General features: G+C 69.6%; 8 protein-coding genes. 3 read left to right on the top strand and 5 right to left on the bottom strand.

Translation table 11 applies throughout. The features are described 5' to 3' along the window. Positions 1-177 precede the first annotated feature (177 nt). The 3 genes from BWR60_RS28205 to BWR60_RS28195 all read left to right on the top strand — a co-directional run bounded on the left by BWR60_RS28205 (position 178) and on the right by BWR60_RS28195 (position 4,004). Complete coding sequence (locus BWR60_RS28205; RefSeq protein WP_088155278.1) at positions 178-1,515, top strand: 8-oxoguanine deaminase; 1,338 nt, start codon at positions 178-180, stop codon at positions 1,513-1,515. Between the two features lie 209 nt (positions 1,516-1,724). Continuing rightward, a complete protein-coding gene (locus tag BWR60_RS28200; protein ID WP_088155276.1) occupies positions 1,725-3,497 on the top strand; it encodes an SRPBCC family protein in 1,773 nt (590 codons plus the stop codon). A gap of 93 nt (positions 3,498-3,590) precedes the next feature. Then, positions 3,591-4,004 (top strand): GFA family protein, encoded by a 414-nt coding sequence (locus BWR60_RS28195; RefSeq protein WP_088155274.1) that lies wholly within the window; start codon positions 3,591-3,593, stop codon positions 4,002-4,004. A gap of 27 nt (positions 4,005-4,031) precedes the next feature. Here the strand turns inward: BWR60_RS28195 and BWR60_RS37295 are convergent, their stop codons facing one another. The 5 genes from BWR60_RS37295 to BWR60_RS28175 form a co-directional block, all read right to left on the bottom strand. Continuing rightward, positions 4,032-4,202: a hypothetical protein gene (locus BWR60_RS37295; protein WP_179221982.1), complete on the bottom strand. Its 171-nt coding sequence runs from the start codon at positions 4,200-4,202 to the stop codon at positions 4,032-4,034. A gap of 185 nt (positions 4,203-4,387) precedes the next feature. Continuing rightward, the gene (locus BWR60_RS28190) at positions 4,388-4,600 is read right to left on the bottom strand and encodes a hypothetical protein (protein ID WP_088155272.1); all 213 of its coding nucleotides are present in this window, start codon (positions 4,598-4,600) and stop codon (positions 4,388-4,390) included. A gap of 115 nt (positions 4,601-4,715) precedes the next feature. Further along, complete coding sequence (locus BWR60_RS28185) at positions 4,716-5,561, bottom strand: ABC transporter permease subunit (protein ID WP_088155270.1); 846 nt, start codon at positions 5,559-5,561, stop codon at positions 4,716-4,718. Beyond that, positions 5,558-6,493 (bottom strand): ABC transporter permease subunit, encoded by a 936-nt coding sequence (locus BWR60_RS28180; protein ID WP_088155268.1) that lies wholly within the window; start codon positions 6,491-6,493, stop codon positions 5,558-5,560. Before BWR60_RS28180 ends, BWR60_RS28185 begins: the two co-directional genes overlap by 4 nt. After that, complete coding sequence (locus BWR60_RS28175) at positions 6,490-7,638, bottom strand: ABC transporter ATP-binding protein (RefSeq protein WP_088155266.1); 1,149 nt, start codon at positions 7,636-7,638, stop codon at positions 6,490-6,492. The genes BWR60_RS28180 and BWR60_RS28175 overlap by 4 nt, the downstream gene beginning before the upstream one ends. Between the last annotated feature and the right edge of the window lie 11 nt (positions 7,639-7,649).

Here is a 7,649-nt window from a genome sequence, read left to right as displayed (position 1 = left end):
CTCCACCGCCCGCACCACTCGCTCACGGAGATCCATCGAGCACGGTTTACCCATCCAGGCTGGCCTCCTCCCAGCCAGCATGGTGAATCACATTCCCTCGCCCCTGGGAATCCCCTTCCGATTCTAACCAACCTCATTCCGCTCTAGGCTGACCGCAGACGGGACGGGAGGCACGCGATGCGGCTGTGGATCAAGGACCCGCTGGCGATCCTGGCGGATGGGGCCGGGCGCGGCCTGGTGGTCGAGGATGGAAAGATCGCCGAGCTGGTGCCGGCCGGGCGCGAACCTTCAACGCCGGCCGACAGCGTGTTCGATGCCGGCGGCCATGTTGTGCTGCCCGGGCTGGTCAACACCCATCACCATTTCTACCAGACCCTGACCCGCGCCCTGCCGGCGGCGCTGGACCGCGAGCTGTTCCCCTGGCTGCAGGCGCTGTACCCGGTCTGGGCCCGGCTGGACCCGGAGGCGCTGCGCAGCGCCGTCACCGTGGCGATGGCGGAGTTGCTGCTGTCCGGCTGCACCGCCACCTCGGACCACCACTATGTCTTCCCGGACGGGCTGGAGCACGCCATCGACATCGAGGTCGAGGTGGCGCGGTCGCTCGGCATCCGCGCCGTTCTGACCCGCGGCTCGATGAACCTGTCGGTGCGCGACGGCGGCCTGCCGCCGGACAGCGTGGTCCAGGACGAGGACGAGATCCTGGCCGACAGCGAGCGGCTGGTCGCGGCGCATCACCAGCCCGGCGACGGCGCCGTGGTGCAGATCGCCCTGGCCCCCTGCTCGCCCTTCTCCGTCACCGGGTCGCTGATGCGGCGGACGGCGGAGCTGGCCGAGCGCCACGATCTCCGCCTGCACACCCATCTCGCCGAGACCGAGGACGAGAACCGCTTCTGCGTCGAGAAGTTCGGCGGCCGGCCGCTCGACTATCTGGAGGAGTGCGGCTGGCTGGGCCCGCGCACCTGGCTGGCGCATGGCGTCCATTTCAACCCGGCGGAAATCGACCGCATGGCCCGGGCCGGCACGGCGGTGACGCATTGCCCCTGCTCGAACCAGACCCTGGCCTCCGGCCACTGCCCGGTGCACGGCATGGAGCAGGCGGGGATGAAGGTCGGCCTCGGCGTCGACGGCTCCGCCTCCAATGACGGGTCGAACCTGATGCAGGAGGTGCGCGCCGCCTTCCTGCTGCAGCGGCACCATTACGGCGTGACCCGGATCAGCCATCGCGACGCGCTGCGCTGGGCCACCGCCGGCTCCGCCGCCTGTCTCGGCCGGCCGGATCTCGGCGTGATCGCGCCGGGCAAGCAGGCCGACCTCGCTTTGTTCGCGCTGGACGAGCTGCGCTTCGCCGGCCATGGCGACCCGCTGGCCGCGCTGGTGCTGTGCGGCGCCCACCGGGCCGATTTCGTCATGGTCGGCGGCGCCTGGCGGGTGGAGCGGGGCGTGATCCCCGGCCTCGACCTGCCCCGGCTGATCCACGGCCACCAGGCCTTGGCCGACCGGATGCAGGCGGGGTGAAGAGCACTTGGCGTCCTGTCACTCTCCGTCATGGCGAGGAGCGAAGCGACGTGGCCATCCAGAGGGCGGTGCCGCTGGATGGCCACGCCCCTGCGGGGCTCGCCATGACGAAAGAGAGCAATGATAGGAAAGGGACCTCTTGCCGAATGGCCATTCGATTCACTAAAATAACCATTCGATAGAGTCGAACGGCCGATCGGGAGGTTGGCATGGACGACGAGAGCCGGGTGCGGGCGCGGCTGCCGCAGGATGCGCGGCGCGAGCAGCTGATCGATGCGGCAATCACCGCGATCGCCGAGCACGGCCTGTCGAACGTCACGCTGAGCAAGGTGGCCAGCCTGGCCGGGCTGACCGCCGGCATGGTCAATTTCCACTTCAAGTCGAAGCAGGACCTGCTGCAGGCCACGCTGGCCCGCATGGCCGAGGCCTATCGCAGCCTGTGCGAGAGCGCGGTGGCCGCCGCCGGCCGGGCGCCGGAGGAGGCGCTGATGGCGCTGGTCCGCGCCAGCTTCGACCCGCAGGTGGCGAGCCTGGAGCGGCTGGCGGTCTGGTACGCCTTCTGGGGCGAAAGCCGGGCCCGCGACGACTATATGGCGCTGGTCGCCTCCTCCGACCGCGCCTTCTACGAGGCGGTCCATGCGCTGATGGCCGAGCTGGCGGAGCACAACGGAGCGCGGATCGAGCTGCGCGCCGCGGCGCTCGGCCTGTGCGGCCTGGTCGACGCGCTGTCGCAGGAGGCGCTGGTGCAGCGCGAGGCCTTCGACTGGGACGACGCGGCCGACACCTGCCGCCGCTATTTGGCCAACCTGTTCCCGGCGGAGTTCGCCGCGCCGGCCCGGCTGCGCCTGGTGGCGGAGGCTGAGGCCGACGCCCCTGCCCTGCCGCCGACCTTGCCCGGCTGGACCTATGCCGATGCCGGCATCCATGCCGCCGAGGTGGCGCGCATCCACCGCCCGGCCTGGCATCTCGTGGCGCATGTCTCGGAGCTGCCCAACCCCGGCGACTACGTCACCTTCGAGGCGCTGGGCGAGCGCGCCTTCGTCATCCGCGGCGAGGATGGCGGGGTGCGCGCCTTCCACAATGTCTGCCGGCACCGCGCCCATGCCGTGCTGCAGGGTCGCGACGGCCATTGCAGCGGCCTGATCCGCTGCCCCTATCACGCCTGGTGCTATGCCTGGGACGGGCGGCTGCGCGCGGTGGCGGCGGCGAAGACCTTCCCGGAGATCGATACCGCCGGCCTCAGCTTGCTGCCGCTGGACTGCGAGGTGTTCGCCGGCTTCGTCTTCCTGCGCTTCGAGAGCGGCGGCCCCTCGGTGGCCGAGCGCTATGCCCCTTATGCGGCCGAGCTGGCGGCGCACCGGATCGAGGAGATGGTGCCGGTCACCGATACCTGGATCGGCGAGATCGACGCCGACTGGAAGACCATCTGGGACAACTACCTTGAGGACTACCATTTCCCGACCGGCCATCCCGGCCTGTTCGGGCTGATGTCCGGCGCCTATGACCGCGAGCCGGACGACGCCACCCGCACCATCCGCCTGAGCCACGCGCTGCGCCGCGACCCGGGTGGCGGCTGGTCGACCCGCGCCTATGCCAGGCTGCTGCCCGACGTGCCGCATCTGCCCGACGCCCTGAAGCGGCGCTGGACCTATCTGTTCCTGTATCCGGGCGTGTCGCTGGAGCTGTATCCGGACCTGCTGGATTATTTCCACATCCTGCCGGCCGGGCCCGGCCGGTCGGTCCTGCGCTGGCGCGCCTATGCCCGGCCGGACGACCGCCGCGCCATGCAGGTCACCCGGCGGCTGAACCTGCGGGTGAACAACCGGGTGCATGACGAGGATGCGGCGCTGATCCGCTCGGTCCAGCAGGGCCTGTCCGGCTCGGCCTATGGCACCGGCGTGCTGGGCGAGAAGGAGATCAATCTCCGCGCCTTCCAGGGCTGGATCCGCCGCGACGTGCCGGAGGCCGGGCAGCCGCGATAGGGATGGCCGCAGCGGACGGCTCTTGACATCCGGGCCCTCCGGCTCAATAACTTAACCAATAAGTTAAGTATATGCGGCCATCCGAGGGAACCCATGAAACGCACCTATCACGGCAGCTGCCATTGCGGCGCCGTGCGCTTCGAATGCGACGCCGACCTGGAGGCCGGCACCAGCCGCTGCAACTGCTCGATCTGCGGCAAGGGCCGGTTCTGGAAAACGATCGTGCTGGCGCCCGACTTCCGCCTGCTGCGGGGCGAGGACGCGCTGTCGGACTACCAGTTCGATGGAGCCGCGGGCGGCACGATCCACCACCTGTTCTGCCGCCGCTGCGGCGTCAAGCCGTTCGGGCGGGGCCATATGGAAGCGCTGGGCGGCACCTTCTATGGCGTCAACATCGCCTGCCTGGACGATCTGACGCCCGAGGCGCTGGCCGCGCTGCCGGTCCAGTACGAGGACGGCCGCGACGGCCATTGGGAACGGCCGCCGGCGGAGACGCGCCACCTGTAGGGCTGCCCGCCTCCGCCGCGGTTGCCGTCAGTAGGCCGGCGTCACCACCGTGGTGCGCGGCTGCGGCGTCACCACGGTTGCCGACGGGGCCGGCTGCGTCACGATGGTGTCCGGCTTGTCCGGCGGCTGGTTGTTCACCGTGCAGGCGGCCAGCAGCGGCAGCCCGATCAGGGCGGCGGCAAGGGCGATGGAGCGCATGTCCAGGTCTCCCATTCCGTGAAGCGGTGTGTTTCAGCACCACGCTCGTCAGCAACAGGACGATTCGGCGTCCTGTTCCCGACGGCATGGGCGGATTGGGCACGGCGGCCCAGGGAAGCAGGCGCGAACGCCCTGGCGGCCGGGGCCGCGGACCGCCGTGCCGGACCGGCCTCAGCTGGCCGGTATCAGTAGGACGGCGTCACCACGGTGGTGGTCGGGCGCGGCACGACATAGGTCGTGTTCGGGGTGGTGACGACGGCCCCTGGCTGGGTCACGACGGCAGCCGGCGCCGGCTGCGCGACCACGGTGGTCGGCCGGTCCGGCGTGTTGTTCACCGTGCAGCCCGCCGCCAGCAGCGACAGGCCGGCCAGGGCGAAAGCCGTGGAAATGGAACGCATCTCACGTCCTCCAGTTCAGGGAAGCGACCCGGATCGAGGCCGCGACGCAAACCCAATGGGGCGAGGCGGGAGGCGGTTCCTTCTGCTCAATTTACGCAAAATCTGATGGTGATCTTTATGCCGCCCCGCCCCCGGCCGCGGCGCGGCGGCTGTCGCGGGCCTTGCGGGCGTCACGGCGGTTTAGGATCACGGCGCTGGCGATGACGAAGCCGGCCACCACCAGGATGATGATCGTCGCCAGGGCGTTGATGTCCGGCGTCAGCCCCAGCCGGACCTTGGAGAAGATCAGCATCGGCAGGGTGTTGGCGCCGGGGCCGGAGGTGAAGGTGGCGATCACCAAATCGTCCAGCGACAGGGTGAAGGACAGGAGCCACCCCGACACCATGGCCGGCGCCAGCAGCGGCAGGGTGATGTCGACCATCACCTGCCACGGCCGGCTGCCGAGATCGGCCGCCGCCTCCTCGATCGACGCATCCATGTCGGCCAGGCGCGACTGCACCACCACGGCGACATAGGCCATGCAGAAAGTGACATGGGCGATGGTGATGGTCAGCGCGCCGCGGCCGGACGGCCAGCTGAACGTGTCCTCCAGCGCCACGAACAGCAGCAGCAGGGACAGGCCGGTGATCACCTCCGGCATCACCAGCGGCGCCGTGACCATGCCGGCCAGCAGCAGCCGGCCACGGAAGCGGCCGAGCCGCGCCAAAGCGATGCCGGCCATGGTGCCGAGCGCGGTGGCGACGGTGGCGGAGATGGCGGCGATCTGCAGGCTCAGCAGCGCCGCGTCCATCACCTGCCGGTTGCCCCACAGCGCCGCGTACCACTTGGTCGAGAAGCCGCCCCAGACCGTCGCCAGCCGCGACGCGTTGAAGGAGAACACGATCATCGAGGCGATCGGCCCGTAGAAGAACACGAAGCCGGCCACCAGCCAGAGGGTGAGGAAGCGGGACCGGCCCCTCATGCCCCCTCCCCCCGCGCCTGGCGGTTCTGGAACCACAGGATCGGCAGCACCAGGACCAGCAGCAGCACCACCGCCACGGCCGAGGCCACCGGCCAGTCGCGGTTCGAGTAGAACTCGCTGAACAGCACCTGGCCGATCATCGGGCTGGACGGGTTGCCCAGCAGCGCCGGGATCACGTATTCGCCGGTCGCCGGGATGAACACCAGCAGCGACCCGGCGATGATGCCGGGCAGCGACAGCGGCAGGGTGACGTCGACGAACACCCGCCAGGGGCGCGAGCCGAGGTCCATCGCCGCCTCGACCAGGCTCTGGTCCAGCTTCTCCAGCGTGACATAGAGCGGCAGGATCATGAAGGGCAGGTAGGAATAGACGATGCCGAGATAGACCGCGAACTCGGTGTTCATCATCTCGACCGGCTGGTCGAGGATGCCGCTCCACACCAGGAATCCGTTGAGGATGCCCTGCTTGTTGAGCAGCCCCATCCAGGCATAGATGCGCAGCAGGAACGAGGTCCAGAACGGCAGGATCACGAACAGCAGCAGGATGTTGCGCGCAGCTGGCGAGGACCGGGCGATGCCATAGGCGATCGGATAGCCGCAGATGAGGCACAAGGCGGTCGAGATCAGCGCGATCTTGACCGAGTTCAGGTAGCCGGCGAGGTAGAGCCAGTCCTGGGTCAGGAACACGTAGTTGCGCAGCGAGGCGGTGATGGCGGGCCAGGTGCCCTCGCCCCATTCCAGCAGCGCCGAATAGGGCGGCCGGCCGACGATGCTCTGGGCCAGGCTGATCTTCAGCACGATCAGGAACGGCACCAGGAAGAACAGCACCAGCCAGACCGTGGGCACGCCGATGATCAGGCCGCGCCAGGCGTCGCCGACCCGGCGCAGGGCGCGGAGCCAGAGCGGTACGCCGGGGTCGGGCACCGCGGTCATTCGGTCAGCAGCAGCGCCGCGGCGGGGGACCAGGACAGCCAGACATGGTCGTCCCAGTCGACCGGCCGGTCCTCCTCCCGCCCGCGGCGCTCGTTCTGCCGGCTGACCGAGACCAGCCGGCCATTGCCGAGCTTCACCCGGAACAGCGAGCGGTCGCCGAAATAGCCGAGGTCGTAGACCATGCCCTGCAGCGTGTTGGCGGCGCCCTGCGGCGGCTCGCGCCCGATCGAGATCTTCTCCGGCCGCACCGCGACCGAGACCGGGGTGCCCGGCGCCACCGCCCCGGCATGGGCCACCACCAACGGCCCGGCCTGCTCGGTCGCCACCGTCACCCGCCCGTCGGCGGCGCTGTCGACCGTGCCCTCGAACAGGTTGATCGAGCCGATGAAATCGGCCGAGAAGCGGCAGTTCGGATATTCGTAGATGTCGGTCGGCGTGCCGGTCTGCACGATCCGGCCGCGATTCATCACCGCGATCCGGGTCGACAGGGCCATCGCCTCCTCCTGGTCATGGGTGACGACGATGAAGGTGACGCCGACCTGGTCCTGGATGGTCATCAGCTCGAACTGGGTCTGCTCGCGCAGCTTCTTGTCCAGCGCCGCCAGCGGCTCGTCGAGCAGCAGCAGCTTCGGCTTCTTCGCCAGCGCCCGGGCCAAAGCGACGCGCTGGCGCTGGCCGCCGGACAGCTGGTGCGGCCGGCGTGGGCCGAAACCCTGCAGCTGCACCAGCTCCAGCAGCTCCGCCACCCGGTCGCGCCGCTCGGCCGGGGTCATCGCCTCGTGCTTGAGGCCGTAGCCGATGTTCTTCTCCACGCTCATATGCGGGAACAGGGCGTAGGACTGGAACATCATGTTCACCGGCCGCTCATAGGGCGGCGCGCGGGTGACGTCCTGGCCGTCGATCAGGATGCGGCCGGCGCTCGGCGTCTCGAAGCCGGCCAGCATGCGCAGCAGCGTGGTCTTGCCGCAGCCGGAGCCGCCGAGCAGGCAGAACAGCTCCTTGCGATGGATCTCGAGGTCGATGCCGTCGACCGCGGTGAAGTCGGCGAATGTCTTGGTCAGGCCTTCGATCCGCAGGATCGGTTTGGCCTGCGGGTCGAGCCAGGGCCGGTCCTTGGTGTCCGGATAGCGCTCGGCGGTGGCCATCTAGGGGCGGC

The organism is Inquilinus limosus (assembly GCF_002195995.1).
GTDB classification, from domain to species: Bacteria; Pseudomonadota; Alphaproteobacteria; order DSM-16000; family Inquilinaceae; genus Inquilinus; species Inquilinus limosus_C.
The sequence above is the reverse complement of the archived record's forward strand: the minus strand, read 5'-3'. Positions and strand labels throughout refer to the sequence as shown.

Bases quoted from the DNA above. Each gene is read 5' to 3' on its own strand.
- BWR60_RS28195 (WP_088155274.1), top strand. From the start codon at position 3,591: ATGAAACGCACCTATCACGGCAGCTGCCATTGCGGCGCCGTGCGCTTC.
- BWR60_RS28175 (WP_088155266.1), bottom strand. From the start codon at position 7,638: ATGGCCACCGCCGAGCGCTATCCGGACACCAAGGACCGGCCCTGGCTC.
- BWR60_RS28180 (WP_088155268.1), bottom strand. From the start codon at position 6,493: ATGACCGCGGTGCCCGACCCCGGCGTACCGCTCTGGCTCCGCGCCCTG.
- BWR60_RS28205 (WP_088155278.1), top strand. From the start codon at position 178: ATGCGGCTGTGGATCAAGGACCCGCTGGCGATCCTGGCGGATGGGGCC.
- BWR60_RS28190 (WP_088155272.1), bottom strand. From the start codon at position 4,600: ATGCGTTCCATTTCCACGGCTTTCGCCCTGGCCGGCCTGTCGCTGCTG.
- BWR60_RS37295 (WP_179221982.1), bottom strand. From the start codon at position 4,202: ATGCGCTCCATCGCCCTTGCCGCCGCCCTGATCGGGCTGCCGCTGCTG.
- BWR60_RS28185 (WP_088155270.1), bottom strand. From the start codon at position 5,561: ATGAGGGGCCGGTCCCGCTTCCTCACCCTCTGGCTGGTGGCCGGCTTC.
- BWR60_RS28200 (WP_088155276.1), top strand. From the start codon at position 1,725: ATGGACGACGAGAGCCGGGTGCGGGCGCGGCTGCCGCAGGATGCGCGG.